Raw genomic sequence first — 18,952 nt, 5'->3', positions numbered from 1 at the left:
TCCCCATATGGCGGCGACCGGCGTCCCGGCATACGAACAATTCACATTTTACGGATACTGCTGGACGCGTATCTCGGCCGGACGCAAAAACCCCGTATTGCTGTGCAGGATGCGCGAACCGCCCTCGCGGCGCCGCAACGGCAGGCAGGGAGCGATGGCACGCAGAGGACGAAATCGATGGTAGACAGCGACCATCCCCAGTTGCGTGCGGCCCAGCTCGGGGATCGCGCCCGCACACCTCCCGCGTCACGGGCCTTGCACGAATTCGCGCGGGCCCGGCGGCATTCGCGGCTCGTGCGCATTCTGAAGATCGGTTTGCCGGCCCTCGCCGCGATCATCGTCGTCGGCGGCATTGCCGTGACCTGGGTGGCGCGCAGCCTGCCGGAGGATTTCTCCGTCACCGGCACCTCCATCGAGGACGGTCGCATCGTCATGCAGGATCCGCGGATGTCGGGAATCGACGGCAAGAACCGCCCCTATGAACTGGTCGCAGAACGGGCGATCCAGGCACTGGGTGGCGGCGGAGTCGATCTGGAGACGATCGCGGCCAAGATCGCCATCGACGACGAGACGTCGGCCAATATCGAGGCCGCCTCCGGCAAATACGATCCGAACGCGGAAACCCTCGCCCTTGACGGCGGCGTGCGGGTCGAGACCACCAACGGGATCACCATCAGCCTGGCGGCGGCCGACATCGACATTGCCAGCGGCGCTCTGCAAGGCAAGGGCCCGGTCCGGATCGAAACCCCGGAACAGACCATCGAGGCGAGCTCCCTGAACCTGACAAATGGCGGCGACGTCATTACCTTCGGCGGACGGGTGAAGATGTTGCTGCGCCCGGACAAGTCGTCGCAAGCCCTGCAACAAGCGTCAACCAGCGAGTAGTTCATGCCAAGCATCATTCCCCGCAGCGCGAACATCGCCGGCGCCGTCCTCCTCGTCGGGCTTGCGCTCGGTGCGCTGGCCCCCGCGCAGGCACAGCAGACCGAGCCCGGCCTCGGCAAGAGTTTCGGTGGCCTGCAGGTCGATGGCGACCAGCCGATCTCCATCGAATCGAACCAGCTCGTCGTCGACGACGCGAAGGCGGTCGCGACCTTCACCGGCAATGTCCAGGTCGAACAGGGCGAGACGGAGCTGCGCACCGGCCGCCTCGTCGTCACCTACAAGAAGGACGAGACCGGCGGCAGCCAGCCCGCCGGTGGCGGCGGCCTGCCGGGCGGCTCGAACCAGATCGAGCGGCTGGAAGCCAGCGAGAAGGTCTATGTGAAGTCGGCCGATCAGGTCGCCACGGCCGACCAGGCCGATTTCGACATGGGAACACAGGTCGTGGTGATGCGCGGCAATGTCGTTCTCACCCAGGGCCAGAACGTCGCCGAGGGTTGCCGGCTCACCATCCAGATGGACACCGGGCTCGCCCGGCTGGAAAGCGCCTGCGACGGCGGCGCCGAGACCGGCGGCCGCGTGCGGCTGATGCTGACGCCCGGCGCCGGGCAGGCAACGAATTGAGGCTGGCGTTGAAACGGCAGCCCGCCGCCGCGGCCATGGCCAATGCCGAGCCGGGCCCGCATCCGGCCGCGCCGACCTATGGCCTGCCGCACGGGATGGGCGACCTTGAAGGTCTCCATCCGGATGCGGCCGAGGGCACGCTGGCGGCCGCCGGCCTGACCAAGAGCTATCGCGGCCGGCGGGTCGTCGACGATGTCGGCCTGCTGGTCCGGCGCGGCGAGGCGGTCGGCCTGCTCGGCCCGAACGGCGCCGGCAAGACCACCTGCTTCTACATGATCACCGGGCTCGTCCCCGTCGATCAGGGCCGCATCATGCTCGACGGCCACGACATCACCACCGTGCCGATGTATCGGCGCTCGCGTCTCGGCATCGGCTATCTGCCCCAGGAAGCGTCGATCTTCCGCGGCCTGTCGGTCGAGGACAACATCCGCGCCGTGCTCGAGGTGGTGGAGCCGGATCGCGACGTGCGCGAAGAGGAACTGACGGCGCTGCTCAGCGAGTTTCACATCGACCATCTGCGCAAGCAGGCCTCGACCTCGCTGTCGGGCGGCGAGCGGCGGCGCTGCGAGATCGCCCGGGCGCTCGCCTCGAAACCCACCTTCATGCTGCTGGACGAGCCTTTCGCCGGCGTCGATCCGATCGCCGTCTCCGACATCCAGCAACTGGTCCGGCATCTGACCAAACGCGGCATCGGCGTGCTCGTCACCGACCACAATGTGCGCGAGACGCTGGGTCTGATCGACCGCGCCTACATCATGCATGCCGGCGCGGTGCTGACCCACGGCAAGCCGCAGGAAATCGTCGACAATCCGGATGTACGCCGGTTCTATCTCGGCGACGAATTCAGCTTCTAGCCGGTCCCTGCACAATCTCTGCGCAACCGCCTCCCGGCGATTGCGCCGGGCGGCGGGCCGTCGATTCCGGAACCACCGGGACGCGCGCAATCGCACGCCGCAACCGCGCCGCGCGACGCCATGGCGCGATCGAACTCACATTGACAACGAATGCGGCAAGCCGCTTTGATGGCCGGTAACGGGCCGCGTGATCGATGCGGTCCCGACCGGGGGCGCCAATCGTCCCCGCCAGCAGTCCGCACTGGGGAGTGTCTCGGCGTCCATGGCTCTTTCCGCCAAACTGCAGATGCGGCAATCGCAATCGCTGGTGATGACGCCCCAGCTGCTGCAATCGATTCGGCTGCTGCAGTACTCCAATGTCGAGCTGGCGGCCTATGTCGACGGCGAGATGGAGCGCAATCCGCTGCTTGCCGCGGGCACCGCGGAGGCCTCCGGGCGCCCGGCGGCGGAGATGGACACACCGACCGATTCGCCCGTGCCGCTCCAGCCTCGCGAGGAAGCGGCCGCCGGCACGCAGATCACCGGATCGGAAAGCGACAGCGCGGCCTTCGAGAGCGGCTTCGCCGGGCGCGAGGACGCCGGCGACCGGCCTGAGCGAACCGCCCCGATTGCCCGCGGCGAAGGCCGCATCGCAGCGTCCGATCATGATTTCAGCGTCGAGGATCTGGCCGAGCGGCGGCCGTCGCTCAACGCCCATGCCCTTTCGGAGGTGCGCGACGCAGTGTCGGCCGGCCCCGCCCAGAAGATCGGCGAAGCGATGGTCGAGCATCTCGACGAGAGCGGCTATCTGCGCCTGTCCTGCGACCAGCTTGCCACCGATCTCGGCGTGACGGTCGCCGAGGTCGAGGCGGTGCTGACGACCATCCAGAGCGAGGCGACGCCGGCGGGCCTCTTCGCCCGCGACCTTGCCGAATGCCTTGCCATCCAGCTGCGCCGCCGCAACCGCTTCGACCCGATCATCGCCGCCGTGATCGACAATCTCGACCTTCTCGCGCGGCGGGACTTCGCCGCGCTCAGGCGGCTGACCGGCGAGGACGAATCCGGCCTGATGGACATCCTGGCCGAGATCCGCGGCCTTGACCCCAAGCCCGGCCATGCCTTCGACCACGAGGGCTTCGAGTCGATCGTGCCCGACGTCCTCGTCACCGAAGCGCCGGACGGCGGCTGGCAGGTGGAGCTCAATCCCGACGCCCTGCCCCGGGTGCTCGTCGACAACAATTATCTGCGCACGGTGCGCAGCGGCGGCCTGTCCGACGACGACCGCGCCTTCATCGGCGAATGCCAGCAATCGGCCAACTGGCTGGTGCGGGCGCTCGACCAGCGGGCCAAGACCATCGTCAAGGTCGCCAGCGAGATCGTGCGGCGGCAGGACGGCTTCCTGACCCACGGCATCGGCGGATTGAAGCCGATGACGCTGATGGCCGTCGCCGAGGCGATCGGCATGCACGAATCGACCGTCAGCCGGGTGACGGCGACCAAGTTCATCGCCACGCCCCGCGGCACCTTCGAGATGCGCTTCTTCTTCACGGTGGCGATCGCCTCGGCCAATGGCGGCGACGCCCATTCGGCCGAAAGCGTGAAGCACCGCATCAAGCTGCTGATCGATGCCGAGAGCCAAGGCAAGGTGATGTCCGACGACGACATCGCCGCCATCCTGAAGAAGGAAGGCATCGATCTGGCACGCCGCACCGTGGCCAAGTATCGCGAGGCGCTGGGCATTCCCTCTTCGATCCAGCGTCGACGCGAGATGAACGCACGGCGGCTGGCCTCCTGATGGCGGTTCGCCCCCCGGACTCAGCGGCCCGACGAGACCCCTGCGCAGGTGCCTGCGACGGGTCCGTGGGGGCTGCGTTGACACTCCAGGCGATCCTCCCTAGAAGGCGCCACTTCTTGAGCCCGGAGGGCAAGATGCCCGCTCATCCCGCAATTGCGACGACCGGACGGCATCCAACTCCGGCCCGGCGCGTTTCTGTCGACCGGTTCACGAAACCGGGTCAACTGTCATTGCAAGGGAGTTTCCAGCCATGACACTGCGTATTTCGGGAAAGCACATGGACATCGGCGACGCGTTCCGCACGCGGATCGGTGATCGTCTGAACGAAGCGGTCGACAAATATTTCGACGGAAATTTTTCCGGCACGGTCGTCGTGTCGAAGAACGGTTCGCGTTTCTCGACCGATTGCGTGGTGCATCTCGATACCGGTGTCGTCTTCCAGGCCGCGGGCCAGGCCCACGAGCCCGATGTCAGCTTCGCCGAGGCCGCCGAGCGGATCGAGAAGCGGCTGCGCCGCTACAAGCGGCGCCTGAAGGACCACAAGGCGTCCTCGACCGAGCATCGCGACATGGCCTATTCGGTGATGGCGGCGATCCCGGAAGAGGAAGAGGAACTTCCCGAGGATTTCTCCCCGGCGATCATCGCCGAAACCACGCTGAAGGTCGGCACCCTGTCGGTCGCCGGCGCGGTGATGGAACTCGACCGCCAGGACAGCCCGGTGGTGGTGTTCCGCAATGCCAAGTCCGGCGACCTGAATCTCGTGTTCAGGCGTGCGGACGGCAATTACGGCTGGGTTGATCCGTCGACCTACGCAGAGCGGGCGTGAGCGCCACACAAGGTTCGGCGCTCACATTCACGCGCTACGCAGGATAAGGCATCGCAGCGATGGACTTCGAAACGCTCATCGAACCGGCGGCGATTCTGCCCGGCTTGCGAGCCAATTCCAAGAAGCAGGTGCTTCAGGAATTGGCCGAGAAGGCCGCGGAGATCACCGGACTCACCGAGCGTGAGATCTTCGAGACGATCCTGCAGCGCGAGAAGCTGGGCTCGACGGGCGTCGGCAACGGCATCGCCATCCCGCATGGCAAGCTGCCGACGCTCGACCGGATCGTGGGGGTGTTCGCGCGCCTCAGCCGTCCGGTGGAGTTCGATGCTCTCGACGATCAGCCGGTGGACCTCGTCTTCCTGCTTCTGGCACCCGAGGGTTCGGGCGCCGACCATCTGAAGGCCCTGTCCAAGGTGGCCCGGCTGCTGCGCAATCCGGACACCGTGGCCAATATCCGCGGCTCGCGGGATGCCGGCTCGATCTATTCGCTGATGACGGCGGCGGCCACCCAGAACGCCGCCTGAAGCGGACAGGTCCGGCTTTTATCCTCGACAACGAAAAGGCGGGCCTGCACATGCAGACCCGCCTTTTTGGTTTTCAGCGTGACGCGCTGCTGTCAGTGGGTGCTGACGGTCTGCAGCTCGTTCTCGTCGGCGCTCGCCAGGATGCTGCCGCGGTCGTCGGAGACTGCCAGCGGCGTGCCGTCGGCGGAGAACAGCGCCCACAGGTTCAGGCCCGGCTCGATCGACTTGGCAGCAGGGAAACGGGCGCGCATGTCGTCGGAGGACATGCGGCGCAGATAGGCGAGGTGTCCCTCGCCAACGGCCGCTAGGTCGGTCTCGCTCATGGTCGAAGCGATGTCATGGGTCATGGGACGTCTCCTTTCTAGGCAAACGTAGGCAGTTCGGGTCAGTCGGCGACCGCGATCTGGATCTTCTTGACGACTCGCTCGGGTTCCGGCTTGGCCAGATCCACGAGCAGGAGGCCGTTCTTCAGGGTTGCGCCGGTGATCCGCATGCCGTCTGCGAGCAGGAAGCATTTCTGGAACTGCCGCGCCGCGATGCCGCGATGCAGATATTCGCGCTCCGCATCGTCGGTCTGACGACCGCGGATCATCAACTGGTTCTCTTCCGTCGTGACCTCCAGATCCTCGGGGCTGAACCCCGCCACCGCCAGGGTGATGCGGATCAGGTCCTCGCTCTTGGCGTCGGTCGGCTTCGGACGGATGCGTTCGATGTTGTAGGGCGGATATCCGTCGCCGCCCTTGGCAATCCTCTCCAGCGTCTTTTCGACACTGTCGAAGCCAAGCAGCAACGGGCTGGAAAACGGCGTCATTCGGCTCATCGGTCGTGAAGTCCTTCGGAAAGCGACTTTCGGTGGCAGCGGCCCTGACAGGCACCGCTCCGGCCAATGCACTCCATATGGCGTCGCCCCCCGCTCCATTCAATCGTTCGCCGTTCCGCATCCGGTTCGCCGGTTGACGCGCATCGTCGCACCGCTTCCTTGCCAAACGAAAAACGGCGGCCCGCTCGCGCGAACCGCCGTTCCGTCAATCCGCCACGAACCGGTCAGGAGGCCGTGGTCGGACCGGGTCGGAAGTTCAGCGCCACGCCGTTCAGGCAATGCCGCTTGCCGGTCGGTGCGGGGCCATCGTCGAAGATATGGCCGAAATGACCGCCGCAGGTGGCGCAATGGACTTCGGTCCGCGTGTAGATCAGCCGGAAATCCTCGCGGGTGCCGATCACGTCGTCGGACAGCGGCGCCCAGAAACTCGGCCAGCCGGTACCGGAATCGAACTTGGTCTCGGACGAATAGGCCGGCGTGTCGCAGCCGGCGCAGGCGTAGAGACCGGATTTCTTGTTGTCGTTGAGCTGGCTGGAGAAGGGCCGCTCGGTCGCCTCCTCGCGCAGCACTGCGAACTGGTCCGGGGTCAGCAGCTTGCGCCACTCCTCCTCGGTCCTGGTAACGGGGAAGGTTTCGTCCTTGGCGTGGGCGCCGGCGCGAAAGAACAGGCTTCCGCCGATCGCCGTCACTGCCAGGGCGGCCGTGCTTGCCAGGAAGTTTCGTCTGCGCATGGGACATCTCCTTCTGTGGGCCGGCTGATGTGATCCGCGCGGCGGGCGCGCCGCAGCGATCCCTTGCCGATCGCCGCCATTCACCGGATATGGCTTGCTTCGCTGCCGCATGCCAGCTTGTTACGCAGAAGTGACAAACGACGTATCCCGCGCCGGTGACGGCGCGGGAGATCGGTTGGCGGGACCGCCGCAATCGGGGAAGGTCGGCGGCCCGCCGGAGCCGATTACATGGACGGCATCAGGACCGTGTCGATAACGTGCACGACGCCGTTCGACTGCATGACGTCGGCCTGGATCACCGTTGCGGTGTTGCCGGCGGCGTCCATGACGACGATGTTGTCGCCGTCCATGCCGAGCGTGATGTTCTCGCCGGCGACGGTCGGTGCCGGGTGCTTGCCGCCATCATCCTCGATCATCTTCATCGCCGCTTCCGACGACGCCTTGGCCGGGACCACGTGATAGGTCAGGATCTTGGCCAGCTTTTCCTTGTTCTCCGGCTTCAGGAGATCATCGACGGTGCCGTCGGGAAGCTTCTCGAAAGCCTCGTTGGTCGGCGCAAAGACGGTGAACGGGCCTTCGCCGGAGAGCGTCTCGGCCAGACCGGCGGCCTTCACGGCGGCGACCAGCGTCGTCAGGTTGGAGGCGGCGGAAGCGTTCTCGACGATGGTCTTTTCCGGGCTCATCTCGGCGCCGCCGACCATCGGCATGTCCTGCGCGAAGCTGCCGGCGCTGAAGCCGACGGTGCCTGCTGCAACGAGCGAGGCGATGGCGGCCGAACGGATAAGGGTCTTGATCATATCAATAGTCTCCCAGTGAAACTTGGATTTCCGCGGAAATCTCGGTTCCTCCCGGTCAGGAGGATACGGGAGATACGAAGGGTCGGGCCGCGCGGCTTCGAAAGATGCGATCACGGCTGCGTCAGTCGAACTTGACCGGCAGACGGCCGGTCCGCCCCGGGTTTCGCCGGTTCAGTCGTCGACCCGTCCGCGCAGGTTCTTGATCTGGGAGCGGCCCTTCTTGGCCTTCAGGCGCCGCTCGACCGAGCCCTTGGTCGGGCGGGTCTTGCGCCGCGGCGGCAGGGGCGGCTTCAGGGCTTCGCGGATGAGCGCGGCCAGCCGCTCGCGCGCATCCTCGCGGTTGCGCTCCTGGCTGCGGAAGCGTGACGCCTCGATCAGGACGTCGCCGTCCTTGGTCGCCCGTTGTCCGGCAAGCCGCAGCAACCGGCGCAACGTATCGGGATAGAGCGCGGCCGACTGGGCGGCGGCAAAGCGCAGCTGGACCGCGGTCGAGACCTTGTTGACGTTCTGTCCGCCCGGTCCGCCGGCACGGATGAACTGCTCCTGCAGATCCCCGCCGGAAATCGTCACGCGCTCGTTGATGATCAGATCGTGATCGCCGGCCATGCCCTGCCCCGTCTGCGACCGGCGGCCGCGTCCCGATGGGCATCGATAGCGCTGCCGGCTCCGGGCGGCAATGCGGCGGCGCGCGAATGGGTTCCGGAAGGTCGGTGGAGGCCCGCCGGCGCCGCGCAGTCTGGCGGCGCCGGTAGGGAACGACGGTGCTATTCGGCGGCGAGCGCCTGGGCCGGGGCCGCCTGCATCACTTCGACATCGACGTGATCCTCGAACTTGGCGAAGTTCGACCGGAACATCGACACCAGCCGTGCGGCCTGCGCGTCATAGGCGGCCTTGTCCGTCCAGGTGGCGCGCGGGTCGAGAATGGTCGTATCGACCCCCTCCACCGCGACCGGCACCTGGAAGCCGAAATTCGGATCGGCGCGGAACTCGGCATCCTTCAGGCTGCCGTCGAGCGCCGCCGAGAGCAGTGCGCGGGTCACCTTGATCGGCATGCGGTGGCCGGTGCCGTAGGCGCCGCCGGTCCAGCCGGTGTTGACCAGCCAGCAATCGACCTGATGCTGGGCGATGAGGTCGCGGAGCAGATTGCCGTATTCGGCGGGATGGCGCGGCATGAACGGCGCACCGAAGCAGGTCGAGAAGGTCGCCTCCGGCTCGGTCACGCCCTTTTCGGTGCCCGCCACCTTGGCGGTGTAGCCCGACAGGAAGTGGTACATGGCCTCGGCCGGGGTCAGCCGGGCGATCGGCGGCAGCACGCCGAAGGCGTCTGCCGTCAGCATGATGATGTTGCGCGGATGGCCGTCGACGCCGGTGTCGCTGGCATTGGGGATGAAGTGCAGCGGATAGGCGGCGCGGGTGTTCTCGGTCAGCGATCCGTCGTCGAAATCGGGCACGCGGTTCTCGTCGAGAACGACGTTCTCCAGGACGGTGCCGAAGCGGCGGGTGGTCGCGAAGATTTCCGGCTCGGCTTCGGGCGACAGGCGGATGGTCTTGGCGTAGCAGCCGCCCTCGAAGTTGAAGATGCCGTTTTCGCCCCAGCCATGCTCGTCGTCGCCGATCAGCGTGCGACGCGGGTCGGCGGAGAGCGTGGTCTTGCCCGTGCCTGACAGGCCGAAGAACACGGCGCCATCGCCGTCCGGCCCGACATTGGCCGAGCAGTGCATCGGCATCACGCCCTTCTCCGGCAGGATGAAGTTTAGCGCGGTGAACACCGACTTCTTCATCTCGCCGGCATAGGAGGTGCCGCCGATCAACACGATCTTGCGGGACAGATCGACGCCGATGACGGTCTCGGTGCGGCAGCCGTGGCGCTCGGGATCGGCGCGGAAGGACGGCAGGTCGATGATGGTCATCTCCGGCACGAAGTCGCGCAGCTCGTCCTGCGACGGCCGGATCAGGAGATTGCGGATGAACAGCGAGTGCCAGGCATATTCCGTGACGACGCGCACCCGGATGGCGTTCTCGGGGTCCGCGCCGCCGATCAGATCCTGCACGAACAGATCACGGCCGGCGGCCGCGGCCTGAAAATCCTCGCGCAGCCGTTCGAAGGCCTCGGGCTCCATGGCGGCGTTGTTGTCCCACCAGACGGCCGGGTCGGTCATCTCGTCGCGGACGATGAACTTGTCCTTGGCCGAGCGGCCGGTGTGCTTGCCGGTGGTCGCCACGAAGGCGCCATGCGCCGTAAGCCGGCCTTCGCCACGGCGGATAGCGGTTTCGATCAGTTCCGCTTCGCCGAGGTTCCAGCGCACGGAGGACAGGCCATCGAGCCCGGTCGTCTCGATTCCGCAGTCAGGATTTCTCGTGCCGATCTCGTCCACTGTCGTCTCCTTGCCGGAAGCCCGCGTCTGCCAGGCCAGCGCCCACCATGTTTGCCGCGCGTCCACTAACTACCCAGCGGCTTCCAACAAGCAAGCCCTCCGGGCGGAAAATCGACAATCAGAACAGTCACTTAATCGATTAAATCCGGACGCCTCCCGATATGATCGATTTAAATCGCGGCGGGAGAGCGGCGCCATGGCGCGGTCGCGGCGGCATGGCGGACCTGTCCGTCCGGACGCCTCTTCCGGGCTCGCATGATCAGCGCGACCGCCGCGATCGCGCTGGCACCTTTCCCGGTCCGCTGCATTGTCCCATTGGAGAGCACCGGTTCCGGTGCAGGAAGAATGCGACAGGAGAACGCCATGACCACCAGCGACACCGACAAGTTCTGGGAGACGATCGGCAATTTCGACACCTGCATGGTGGTGACGCGCGACGGCGGCCGGATGCGGGCGCGCCCCATGGCGCTGCGCCTGCGCGGCGACGACCGGAAGCTCTATTTCCTGACCGAGCGCATGACTCACAAAGTCGAGGAGATCGCGCTCGACGACGATGTCGCCTGCACCTTCTCCAAGCATGGGCAGTACATGTCGCTGTCGGGACGCGCGGAAGTGGTGGGCGACCGGTCGCTCGTCGCCGATCTGTGGGATGCCTCCGCCGAAGCGTGGCTGCCGGAGGGCAAGAACGATCCCGACGTGGTCGTTCTCGTCGTCGATCCGGACTCGGCGGAAATCTGGGATGTGAAAGCCAGCAAGATCACTCAGGCCTGGGAGTTCGCCAGGGCCTATGTCGGCGGCAAGGAGCGGCCGCAGATCGGCGAGCAGCGCAAGGTCGATCTCTAGAGCCGCCGAGCCACCACCCCGCGACCGGCAGGTCCCCGGGATGGTGCCGGACACAGGACGAAGCCGCCGCGCGGGATGCCGGCCGGCCGAAAACTTCCGCTACGTCTTTGTAATTTTCCAATCCCGCCACATTTATCGCTGATTGGCGCTGCCGATGGCGCGTTCCCTGTTGCGGAACGCATCAGCAGAAGGGACATCTGCCTCGACGGCCGCGACCAGTGATCCTGCCGGGCGCGGCCGAGCCCCTCTCGCGACACGCACGTCGCTGCGAGGGACGGAAACTGGAGAAGATCGCAATGCCAACCATCGCCCTTGTCGACGACGACAGGAACATTCTCGCGTCGGTCTCGATCGCGCTGGAGAATGAGGGCTACCGGGTCGAGACCTACACCGACGGCGCGTCCGCGCTGGAGGGCCTGCAGTCCCGACCGCCGAATCTCGCCATCTTCGACATCAAGATGCCGCGCATGGACGGGATGGAGCTGCTGCGGCGCCTGCGCCAGAAATCCGATATTCCGGTCATCTTCCTCACCTCCAAGGACGAGGAGATCGACGAATTGTTCGGCCTGAAGATGGGGGCCGACGATTATATCCGCAAACCGTTCTCGCAGCGCCTGCTGGTCGAGCGGGTGCGGGCGATCCTGCGGCGCGGCGCGCCGCGCGAGGCGGCAAAGCCCGGCGGCCCGGTGCCCGAATCCTCGCTGGAGCGGGGCCAGCTCGTGATGGACCAGGAACGCCACACCTGCACCTGGACCGGCCATCCCGTGACGCTGACCGTCACCGAGTTCCTCATCCTGCACTCCCTCGCCCAGCGGCCCGGCGTGGTGAAGAGCCGTGACGCCCTGATGGACGCGGCCTATGACGAGCAGGTCTATGTCGACGACCGCACCATCGACAGCCACATCAAGCGGCTGCGCAAGAAGTTCAAGGCGATCGACGACGACTTCGACATGATCGAGACCCTCTACGGGGTCGGCTACCGCTTCCGGGAAGCGTGAGCGGGCCCTAGAAAGGTCGATGGTGTCCATCAGCGAAACAGAAGCCGGCGATGGCGGTTCGGAGCGGCGCAACCGACGGCGGCGCGAGGCGATCGTGCGCGGCCGCCTGCGTCGGCTGCCGTTCATCCGCCGGGTGCTCTACCGCACGCGCTGGCTGCTCGGGCACACGATCTTCTCGTCGCTGACGCGGCGCATCGTCTTCCTCAATCTCGTCGCGCTGATCGTCCTCGTCTCGGGCATCCTGTATCTCAACCAGTTCCGCGCCGGGCTGATCGACGCCCGGGTGGAGAGCCTCCTGACCCAGGGCGAGATCATCGCCAGCGCCATCGCCTCGTCGGCGACGGTGGAGACCAACTCGATCACCCTCGATCCGGAGCGTCTCCTGGAGCTCCAGGCCGGCGACACGCTGGCGCCGAGTGCCGATTCCACCGACAGCCTCGACTTTCCGATCAATCCGGAGCGGGTCGCCCCGCTGCTCAGACGATTGATCTCCCCGACCCGCACCCGGGCGCGTCTTTACGACCGCGACGCCAATCTCATCCTCGATTCCCGGCATCTGTATTCGCGCGGCCAGATCCTGCGCTACGACCTGCCGCCGGTCGCGGTCGATGAGGAGCCCGGCTTCGGCGAGATGCTGGCCGACTGGTTCCAGCAATTGTTCCAGCGCCGCGACCTGCCGGTCTATCGCGAGACGCCGGGCGGCTCGGGCGCCGCCTATCCGGAGGTGATGAACGCCCTGACCGGCGGCCCGGCCACGGTGGTGCGGGCGACCGAGGGCGGCGAGCTCATCGTCTCCGTCGCCGTGCCGATCCAGCGCTTCCGGGCGGTGCTCGGCGTTCTGATGCTGTCCACCCAGGGCGGCGACATCGACAAGATCGTGCAGGCCGAGCGGACCGCCATCGTGCGGACCTTCGCCGTCGCCTCGCTGGTGACCATCGTCCTGTCGATCCTGCTCGCCTCGACCATTGCGACACCATTGCGGCGGCTGTCGGCGGCCGCGATCCGGGTGCGGCGCGGCGTCAACGAACGCACCGCGATCCCCGATTTCGGCGACCGTGCCGACGAGGTCGGCAATCTGGCCACCGCGCTGCGCGACATGACCAATTCGCTCTATGCCCGGATGGACGCGATCGAGACCTTCGCCGCCGATGTCAGCCACGAGCTGAAGAACCCGCTGACCTCGTTGCGGAGCGCCGTCGAGACGCTGCCGCTGGCCCGCACCGACGCCTCGCGCGAGCGCCTGCTCGACATCATCCAGCACGATGTGCGCCGGCTCGACCGGCTGATCACCGACATTTCGGACGCCTCGCGCCTCGATGCGGAGCTCGCCCGCCAGATCGCCAGCAAGGTTGACCTCTCCCAGCTCCTGCGCGCCGTGGTGGAGGGCGCCCGCAGCCAGTCCAAGCCCGACCGGCAGGTCTCGATCACCTTCGACAAGCAGGCGCTGCCCGGCTCGATCAAGGACGGCTACGTGGTGACCGGCCACGATCTGCGGCTGAGCCAGGTCTTCACCAACCTGATCGAGAACGCCCGCTCCTTCGTCCCCGAAACCAACGGCCGCATCGACGTCCTCCTGCGCCGCCGCAACAGCCGCGTCGTCATTGTGGTCGAGGACAACGGCCCCGGCATCCAGGCCGAGATCATCGACCGGATCTTCGAGCGCTTCTATACCGACCGGCCCTCGGCCGAGGCCTTCGGCCAGAATTCAGGCCTCGGCCTGTCGATCAGCCGGCAGATCGTCGAAGCCCATGGCGGGACGATCCGGGCGGAGAACATCGCCGACAGCGACGCGCCGAACGGCGTCGCGGGTGCGCGGTTCATCGTGTCCTTCCCGGCCGAATGAGCGAACCGGCCAATCTCCACGGCTGCGCGATCCGGATCGGCGATCTCGGCATTCTGATCCGCGGCCCGGCGCGCAGCGGCAAGTCCTCCCTGGCGCTGTCGACTTTGCGCCGCTGCAGTGCGTTGAACCTCGAAGCGCTGCTGGTGGCCGACGACCGCGTCGTCGTCGCACAGGAAGGCGGCAACGCCGTCTCGATGTCGGCGCCGGCCACGCTCGCCGGGCTGATCGAGGTCTCCGGCATCGGCATCCTGCGGGAGCCTTTCGCGGCCTCCGCCCGCCTCGGCCTCGTCGTCGATCTGGTCGATCCGGCCGGCATCGAACGGTTGCCGGAGCCCCGGACGGCCGAGATTCTCGGGCAGGCGATCCGGCGGGTGGAACTGCCGGCACGCGAGGCCGGTTTCGGCGCCGACATCCTTGCCTCGCTGGTGCTTTCACCGCCCGTCAACGACGTCTGAGACAATGGTGACCGGCAAGTACGCAGCGCGTGATCATTTAACTTGCGTATCCGCCGAAGGATGGCGAGGATGCGCGCCCGTGGAGGTCGGCTTTGCCGCATCTCCCGCAGCAGATATGCGGCCGAACGGCCCAGCAGTTCAGGGAGGCCGCCGCGATGCCGGGCCAGACTAGCGTGAGGGACGGCGTATGATCGGTCTGGTACTCGTGACCCATGGCCGGCTTGCCGATGAATTCCGTCACGCGGTCGAGCACGTCGTCGGCCCGCAGGACGCCTTCGAGACAATCTCGATCGGCCCCGAGGACGACATGGAGCAGCGACGCGTCGATATCGTCGAGGCCGTCGCCCGGGCGGAACGCGGCGCCGGCGTGATCATTCTCACCGACATGTTCGGTGGAACGCCCTCCAACCTCGCCATCTCCGTCATGGACGGCAATCGCGTCGACGTCCTGGCCGGCGTCAACCTGCCGATGCTGATCAAGCTGGCCAGTGTGCGCGAGGAAAAACCGCTGGCGGTCGCCCTCGTCGAGGCGCAGGAAGCCGGCCGCAAATACATCAACGTCGCCAGCCGGGTGCTGAGCGGCAAGTGAGCACCAATGCCGGCACTCCGAGCGATACCAATTGCCCTGCCCCGGCCGATGCCGGCAGGCCCAGCCTGATGACCCGGTCCGCCACCCCGCCACCCCGCACCCTGACCATCGTCAACAAGCGCGGCCTGCATGCCCGCGCCTCGGCGCGTTTCGTGCAGACGGCCGAGGCGTTCGATGCCGAGCTGACGATCTCGCGCGACGGCATGACCGTCGGCGGCCAGTCGATCATGGGGCTGATGATGCTGGCGGCCAGCAAGGGCACGACCATCGAGGTCGCCGCCACCGGCAATGACGCGGACGCCGCGCTCGATGCGATCGAGAACCTCGTCGCCAACCGTTTCGGCGAGGACAGCTAGCCGCGTTGCCCCTGCGCCCGGTCAGTCGGCCGGCGGCACTGCGTTGCCGGGCGCGCTCGCGGCTGTGTCTTCCTCGCGGGTGTCCGGCCTGGGGACAGCGTTCGTGCCCTCTTCGCCCGTGCTGCCTTCTTCAGCGTCTCCGTTTCCGGCCTGACCGGCCTCCGGGGGAGCAGCGGGCATCTCCGCGCCCTCCGTCCCGGTCGCTTCGCCGCTGTCCGGCGCCGGTTCGGCGCCTGCGGCATCTGGTGCCTCGGCAATCAGCAGCTTCCACAGATCGGCGGTGGCGGCCTTGGCGCGCTCCATCGGCAGGATGAAGCGGCCGGAATTCACCGCCGCCACGAGATCGTCACGCAGGCCCGCGGCAATGCGGTCGCCGCCGGCCGCCGCGATGGTCGCCCAGCCATAGGCACGCATGCCGTTGCGCGGCGTCTCGATGCCTTCATAGTAGCCGAAGGCCAGCCGCCGGATCGCCGCCCAGTCACGCTGGCCGAAGGCGGCGACTTCCGCCGCGTGACGGGCTTCGCCGGCGGGCGTCCGGCGCCAGCGCAGCTGTGCATCGTCCTCGGCGGCTGCCACCTCTTCCGGGCTGAGACGCCCCTGGACCGCCGCGAGACTGTCGTCGGCGATGGCGATCCCGTCGGCCCGCGCCAGCAGCAGCGCCACATAGGCACCGCGCAGTCCGTCCTGCGGAATCGCGACGCGCGGGTTCAGTGCCAGCGCACGGGCGAGGAGCCCGATGGCCGCCCGGTTATCCTTTTCCACCGCCGGCAGGAGGATCGTCACCGCCCGCACGATGTCCTGTGGCACGCCGCGGCCGGCGATCAGAGCGTCAGCCGTCGTCAGCACCGCGGCGAGGTCCGCATCGGGTCCCGACACGAGGGTATCGGGATCGAGGAGCGCGATGGCCGGCGCCGGCCCGGCGGCGACCGACGGTGCGAGCGCCACGATCTCGGCGGCGCCCACCGGTGCATCCCCGGTCAGGCGGGCGAGATCGAAGGGCGCGGCGGGCTGCAGCCGCAGGCTCAGCCGGTCCGGCTTTGCCAGGAACGCCTGCACGCTTGCCGACCACTCGCGGGCCATGGCCTGCAGCTGCGGATCGGGCGCACCCGGCATGTCGGCAAACACCGCCGCGACGCCGATGCCGGCCATCATGCCGGCGGTGCCGCGGGCCTGATCGGCGGTCATGCCCTGCATCGCGCCGACGACATGGTAGAGCGCCTCCACCAGCCCGGCGTCGGTAAAGCTCGCTTCCGCCGATTGCAGGCGGCCTGCCAGCACCGGATCGTCGCTTCCCGTGCCCCCCTCGAAGTCGTCCAGGGGTAGGAGGATGTGGAAGCCGCGAAGGTCGGCGGACAGGTCGAGGGTTCCCACGCCGTCGATCGCGACCGACGCCTGCAGGTCGTAGTCGGCTGCCGCGACGTCGGTGCGGCCGGCCACGACGATGTCGCCGGTCAGGACTTCCCGGACGAGCTGCTGCAGGACAGCCCGCACGGGCGGGTCGAGCGGCAGGGCGCGTGTGTCGACGGCGACGGATTCATAGACCGCCTGTTCGGCCGACAGGCGCATCTGGCCGATTTCCGCGGTGAAATCGTCACGGCGGATCTTCAGACCGGTCACGATCAGCGCCTGTGTCACATCGTCGTAACGGCGCGCGTCGTAGGTAATCTCGGCGACGCCCCGGCCCGCATAGAGGGCGAGGTCGAACAGATAGGGCGAATAGGGCAGCGCGAACTCGAACAGGCTGCCCGCAAGCGCGCCCTCGCTGCCACCGGCCGCCTCGGCGGGGCCGTTCGCCACAAGGAGCCCGCACAGGCCCGCAGCCAGCATGCCACACCTCAGGCCCATCACCGTCTCCTCCTCCCGCGCATTGCCGCGGCAGGCTATCCCCAAAACCGGCGCGGGCAAAGCGCGGCGCATCCAATCAAGACATAAGCAAATGTTTATGTCCCCTTGTCCGAAAGGCGCAAGACTGGTAGATCGCTGCTAATGCGACCGGGGGAAACCCCGGCCGACCACCCAATTTCCCACCGTACGAATGGATTGCACATGGCCAACGCACAGGATTACGTTGTCAAGGATATCTCCCTCGCCGCCTACGGCCGCAAGGAACTCGACATCGCCGAGACCGAGATGCCGGGCCTGATGGCCTGCCGCGAGGAGTTCGGCAACGACAAGCCGCTCAAGGGCGCGCGCATCACCGGCTCGCTCCACATGACGATCCAGACCGCCGTCCTCATCGAGACGCTGCGCGATCTCGGCGCCGACCTGCGCTGGGCTTCCTGCAACATCTTCTCGACCCAGGACCATGCCGCCGCGGCGATCGCCGAGGCCGGCATCCCGGTCTTCGCCATCAAGGGCGAGAGCCTCGAGGAATACTGGACCTACACCGACGCCATCTTCCAGTGGCCGGATGGTGAGCCGTCCAACATGATCCTCGACGATGGCGGCGACGCCACGATGTACATCCTGCTCGGCGCCCGCGCCGAAGCCGGCGAGGACGTGCTGTCCAACCCGGGCAACGAGGAGGAGCAGATCCTCTTCGCGCAGATCAAGAAGCGCATGGCCGCCACCCCGGGCTTCTTCACCAAGCAGCGCGACGCCATCAAGGGCGTGACCGAAGAGACCACGACGGGCGTCAACCGCCTGTACCAGCTGCAGAAGAAGGGCCTGCTGCCCTTCCCGGCGATCAACGTCAACGACTCGGTCACCAAGTCGAAGTTCGACAACAAGTATGGCTGCAAGGAATCGCTGGTCGACGGCATCCGTCGCGCCACCGACGTGATGATGGCTGGCAAGGTCGCCGTCGTCTGCGGTTACGGTGACGTCGGCAAGGGCTCGGCCGCCTCGCTGCAGGGCGCCGGCGCCCGCGTGAAGGTCACGGAAGTCGACCCGATCTGCGCGCTGCAGGCCGCTATGGACGGCTTCGAGGTCGTTCAGCTCGAGGACGTCGTCTCCAGCGCCGACATCTTCATCACGACGACCGGCAACAAGGACGTCATCCGCATCGAGCACATGCGCGAGATGAAGGACATGGCGATCGTCGGCAACATCGGCCACTTCGACAACGAGATTCAGATCGACGCGCTGAAGAATCTCAAGTGGACGAACATCAAGCCGCAGGTCGACATGATCGAGTTCGCCAAGGGCAACCGCATGCTGCTGCTGTCGGAAGGCCGTCTGCTGAACCTCGGCAACGCCACCGGCCACCCGTCCTTCGTGATGTCGGCGTCCTTCACCAACCAGGTGCTGGCGCAGATCGAGCTGTTCACCAAGGGCGAGAAGTACGGCAACGAGGTCTATGTCCTGCCGAAGCATCTCGACGAGCGTGTTGCCCGTCTGCATCTCGCCAAGCTTGGCGCAAGGCTGAGCGAGCTGTCCGCCGAGCAGGCCTCCTACATCGGCGTGGAACAGCAGGGCCCATACAAGCCCGAGCATTACCGCTACTGATCCCGTCCGGACACCGGGCCCGAATCAGACGAACCGCCGGGGCGCAAGCCGTCCCGGCGGTTTTTCTTTTCCGCCCGCCGCGTTGTTGTGGATTGCGCAGGATTCCGCAGTGGCTACTATGTCCGAATCGCGGCTGCCGGTGGGTGGACCGGTCGCTGCGTCAGCGTTTCTTTGCGTCTCGTCAGGGCACTTCCGGTGTTCTGGCTTCGGCCCC

At 67.0% G+C, this 18,952-nt stretch carries 20 protein-coding genes; 13 read left to right on the top strand and 7 right to left on the bottom strand.

Annotation, left to right across the window (positions count from 1 at the left end):
- Positions 1 to 102 precede the first annotated feature (102 nt).
- The 6 genes from lptC (at position 103) to ptsN (ending at position 5,484) form a co-directional block, all read left to right on the top strand.
- Entirely contained in the window at positions 103 to 885 is a 783-nt protein-coding gene (gene lptC / locus J3367_RS07515; protein ID WP_029702790.1) for an LPS export ABC transporter periplasmic protein LptC, read from the top strand.
- Positions 886 to 888: 3 nt separating this feature from the next.
- Positions 889 to 1,506 (top strand): LptA/OstA family protein, encoded by a 618-nt coding sequence (locus J3367_RS07510; RefSeq protein ID WP_024349482.1) that lies wholly within the window; start codon positions 889 to 891, stop codon positions 1,504 to 1,506.
- Between the two features lie 95 nt (positions 1,507 to 1,601).
- Positions 1,602 to 2,360, top strand: coding sequence for an LPS export ABC transporter ATP-binding protein (gene lptB, locus J3367_RS07505; protein ID WP_024349481.1), 759 nt, complete (start codon positions 1,602 to 1,604; stop codon positions 2,358 to 2,360).
- A gap of 262 nt (positions 2,361 to 2,622) precedes the next feature.
- Positions 2,623 to 4,134 (top strand): RNA polymerase factor sigma-54, encoded by a 1,512-nt coding sequence (rpoN, locus tag J3367_RS07500; RefSeq protein WP_024349480.1) that lies wholly within the window; start codon positions 2,623 to 2,625, stop codon positions 4,132 to 4,134.
- A gap of 250 nt (positions 4,135 to 4,384) precedes the next feature.
- Complete coding sequence (gene hpf / locus J3367_RS07495; RefSeq protein ID WP_024349479.1) at positions 4,385 to 4,960, top strand: ribosome hibernation-promoting factor, HPF/YfiA family; 576 nt, start codon at positions 4,385 to 4,387, stop codon at positions 4,958 to 4,960.
- A 59-nt stretch (positions 4,961 to 5,019) separates the two neighbouring features.
- Positions 5,020 to 5,484, top strand: a complete 465-nt coding sequence (ptsN, locus tag J3367_RS07490) for a PTS IIA-like nitrogen regulatory protein PtsN (protein WP_009211069.1) — start codon at positions 5,020 to 5,022, stop codon at positions 5,482 to 5,484.
- A 92-nt stretch (positions 5,485 to 5,576) separates the two neighbouring features.
- On the opposite strand, the gene J3367_RS07485 is transcribed toward ptsN, so the two are convergent.
- From J3367_RS07485 to J3367_RS07460, 6 genes are all read right to left on the bottom strand, one after another.
- A complete protein-coding gene (locus J3367_RS07485) occupies positions 5,577 to 5,831 on the bottom strand; it encodes a DUF1150 family protein (protein ID WP_024349478.1) in 255 nt (84 codons plus the stop codon).
- Positions 5,832 to 5,869: 38 nt separating this feature from the next.
- Positions 5,870 to 6,304, bottom strand: a complete 435-nt coding sequence (locus J3367_RS07480) for an Hsp20 family protein (RefSeq protein ID WP_024349477.1) — start codon at positions 6,302 to 6,304, stop codon at positions 5,870 to 5,872.
- Positions 6,305 to 6,528: 224 nt separating this feature from the next.
- On the bottom strand, positions 6,529 to 7,035 hold the full coding sequence (gene msrB / locus J3367_RS07475; RefSeq protein WP_024349476.1) for a peptide-methionine (R)-S-oxide reductase MsrB: 507 nt from the start codon (positions 7,033 to 7,035) through the stop codon (positions 6,529 to 6,531).
- Between the two features lie 224 nt (positions 7,036 to 7,259).
- A complete protein-coding gene (locus tag J3367_RS07470; RefSeq protein WP_009211072.1) occupies positions 7,260 to 7,832 on the bottom strand; it encodes a fasciclin domain-containing protein in 573 nt (190 codons plus the stop codon).
- A 171-nt stretch (positions 7,833 to 8,003) separates the two neighbouring features.
- Positions 8,004 to 8,438: an alternative ribosome rescue aminoacyl-tRNA hydrolase ArfB gene (gene arfB / locus J3367_RS07465; protein ID WP_009211073.1), complete on the bottom strand. Its 435-nt coding sequence runs from the start codon at positions 8,436 to 8,438 to the stop codon at positions 8,004 to 8,006.
- 158 nt (positions 8,439 to 8,596) lie between these two features.
- The gene (locus J3367_RS07460) at positions 8,597 to 10,207 is read right to left on the bottom strand and encodes a phosphoenolpyruvate carboxykinase (RefSeq protein ID WP_187389933.1); all 1,611 of its coding nucleotides are present in this window, start codon (positions 10,205 to 10,207) and stop codon (positions 8,597 to 8,599) included.
- 363 nt (positions 10,208 to 10,570) lie between these two features.
- On the opposite strand from J3367_RS07460, the gene J3367_RS07455 reads away from it, so the two are divergent.
- From J3367_RS07455 to J3367_RS07430, 6 genes are all read left to right on the top strand, one after another.
- Positions 10,571 to 11,050, top strand: coding sequence for a pyridoxamine 5'-phosphate oxidase family protein (locus tag J3367_RS07455; protein ID WP_024349473.1), 480 nt, complete (start codon positions 10,571 to 10,573; stop codon positions 11,048 to 11,050).
- Positions 11,051 to 11,346: 296 nt separating this feature from the next.
- The gene (locus tag J3367_RS07450) at positions 11,347 to 12,048 is read left to right on the top strand and encodes a response regulator transcription factor (protein WP_009211076.1); all 702 of its coding nucleotides are present in this window, start codon (positions 11,347 to 11,349) and stop codon (positions 12,046 to 12,048) included.
- Between the two features lie 19 nt (positions 12,049 to 12,067).
- The gene (locus tag J3367_RS07445; protein ID WP_024349471.1) at positions 12,068 to 13,891 is read left to right on the top strand and encodes a sensor histidine kinase; all 1,824 of its coding nucleotides are present in this window, start codon (positions 12,068 to 12,070) and stop codon (positions 13,889 to 13,891) included.
- Positions 13,888 to 14,346, top strand: a complete 459-nt coding sequence (locus J3367_RS07440) for an HPr kinase/phosphorylase (protein ID WP_024349470.1) — start codon at positions 13,888 to 13,890, stop codon at positions 14,344 to 14,346. Before J3367_RS07445 ends, J3367_RS07440 begins: the two co-directional genes overlap by 4 nt.
- Before the next feature lie 187 nt (positions 14,347 to 14,533).
- Positions 14,534 to 14,935 carry a PTS sugar transporter subunit IIA gene (locus tag J3367_RS07435; protein WP_009211079.1) on the top strand — a complete coding sequence of 134 codons (402 nt, stop codon included), beginning with the start codon at positions 14,534 to 14,536 and terminating at the stop codon, positions 14,933 to 14,935.
- A gap of 68 nt (positions 14,936 to 15,003) precedes the next feature.
- Positions 15,004 to 15,291: an HPr family phosphocarrier protein gene (locus J3367_RS07430; RefSeq protein ID WP_024349469.1), complete on the top strand. Its 288-nt coding sequence runs from the start codon at positions 15,004 to 15,006 to the stop codon at positions 15,289 to 15,291.
- A 21-nt stretch (positions 15,292 to 15,312) separates the two neighbouring features.
- Here the strand turns inward: J3367_RS07430 and J3367_RS07425 are convergent, their stop codons facing one another.
- The gene (locus tag J3367_RS07425) at positions 15,313 to 17,136 is read right to left on the bottom strand and encodes a hypothetical protein (protein ID WP_155898397.1); all 1,824 of its coding nucleotides are present in this window, start codon (positions 17,134 to 17,136) and stop codon (positions 15,313 to 15,315) included.
- Between the two features lie 201 nt (positions 17,137 to 17,337).
- Here J3367_RS07425 and ahcY point away from each other — a divergent pair, with 201 nt between their 5' ends.
- On the top strand, positions 17,338 to 18,738 hold the full coding sequence (ahcY, locus tag J3367_RS07420) for an adenosylhomocysteinase (RefSeq protein ID WP_024349467.1): 1,401 nt from the start codon (positions 17,338 to 17,340) through the stop codon (positions 18,736 to 18,738).
- Positions 18,739 to 18,952 lie beyond the last annotated feature (214 nt).

The sequence above is a fragment of the Aurantimonas sp. NFXS3 genome, assembly GCF_049132005.1.
Lineage (GTDB): Bacteria > Pseudomonadota > Alphaproteobacteria > Rhizobiales > Rhizobiaceae > Aurantimonas > Aurantimonas coralicida.
Note: the sequence above shows the minus strand (reverse complement) of the source record. Positions and strands in the feature narration are given on the sequence as shown.